Origin of the sequence: Nonomuraea antri (assembly GCF_013283785.1) — a bacterium.
In the GTDB taxonomy this organism is placed as follows: Bacteria; Actinomycetota; Actinomycetes; order Streptosporangiales; family Streptosporangiaceae; genus Nonomuraea; species Nonomuraea antri.
The window spans coordinates 1-1,099 of sequence record NZ_JABCPZ010000568.1; the positions used below are offsets into that span (position 1 = coordinate 1).

Sequence of the window (1,099 nt, forward strand, 5' to 3'; positions counted from 1 at the left end):
GGTCGGGGGCCGGCGGGGACGGGGGTTGTGCCTGCTTGTGCCGGCGCGCCCGGTGTCTGGTGGCCTCCTGCGCCAGGTCCGCGCCGTAGTCGTCGGGGCCGCCGTTGCGGGTGACCTCGCGCATGACGGTCGACGCGGGACGCCCCAGGCGGCGGCCGATCTCCGCGTAGCCGAGCCCTTCGGCCAGCCCGGCGGCGATGTGTCGCCGGTCCTCGGTGGTGAGTCTGCCTCCGGGCATCGGTGCGGGCCTCCCTGTTCTCATGTCGTACGCCCGCTGCACAGTATGCATTCACCTGGTCATCATTGCAATGCAGCGCTCTGGTCGTCCTTTGCGTTCAGTGGCAGCCTCATTGCAATGAAGGCGTTGCTTGCCTTGCTGACAGGCAAAAGAGGGCGCAAATTGCATGTTGACGATGATGTGAACGCAATGTACTGTCTCCATCGTTCAGAGATTGCTGAACGTCAACGAATGACGCGAGGAGATGTGTGATGAGGCAAGGCAATGACGGCTTCTCGGCGGCCGGGCTGCGCAAGTTGCGTGACGTGCTGGACCGGCATGTCGATTCCGGGCGGATCCCGGGCCTGGTCGCTCTGGTCAGCCGGGGTGAGGAAACCCACGTCGAGACCATCGGGACGTTCCGTCACGACGGCGGCCCGCAGATGAGCCGCGACACCATTTTCCGTATGGCGTCCACGTCCAAGCCGGTCACGGCGGCCGCGGCGATGGTGCTGGTGGATGAGTGCCGGTTGCGGTTCGACGACCCGGTTGACCGGTGGTTGCCGGAGCTGGCCGATCGGCGGGTGCTCGCCCGTATCGACGCCCCGCTGGATGAGACGGTTCCGGCGCGCCGTCCGATCACCGTGCGGGACGTGCTCACCTCCACCTTCGGGCTCGGCATGGACATGACCTCGATCGGCACCCCGATCATGAACGCGGTCTTCGAGCAGGGCCTGACCCCCAACCTGCCGGTGCCGATGCCCGAACCCGATGAGTGGATGCGCCGCCTGGGCGAACTGCCCCTCATGCACCAGCCCGGCCAGCGCTGGCAGTACCAGATCAGCAACGACCTGCTCGGCGTCCTGGTCTCCCGCGTCACCG

The 1,099-nt window shown here is 66.8% G+C and carries 2 protein-coding genes; one reads left to right on the forward strand and one right to left on the reverse strand.

The features are described 5' to 3' along the window. The coding region (locus HII36_RS55405) for a helix-turn-helix domain-containing protein (RefSeq protein WP_173531423.1) at positions 1-238 on the reverse strand (238 nt) is incomplete at its 3' end. A gap of 251 nt (positions 239-489) precedes the next feature. Here HII36_RS55405 and HII36_RS55410 point away from each other — a divergent pair. Then, the coding region (locus HII36_RS55410) for a serine hydrolase domain-containing protein (protein WP_173531424.1) at positions 490-1,099 on the forward strand (610 nt) is incomplete at its 3' end.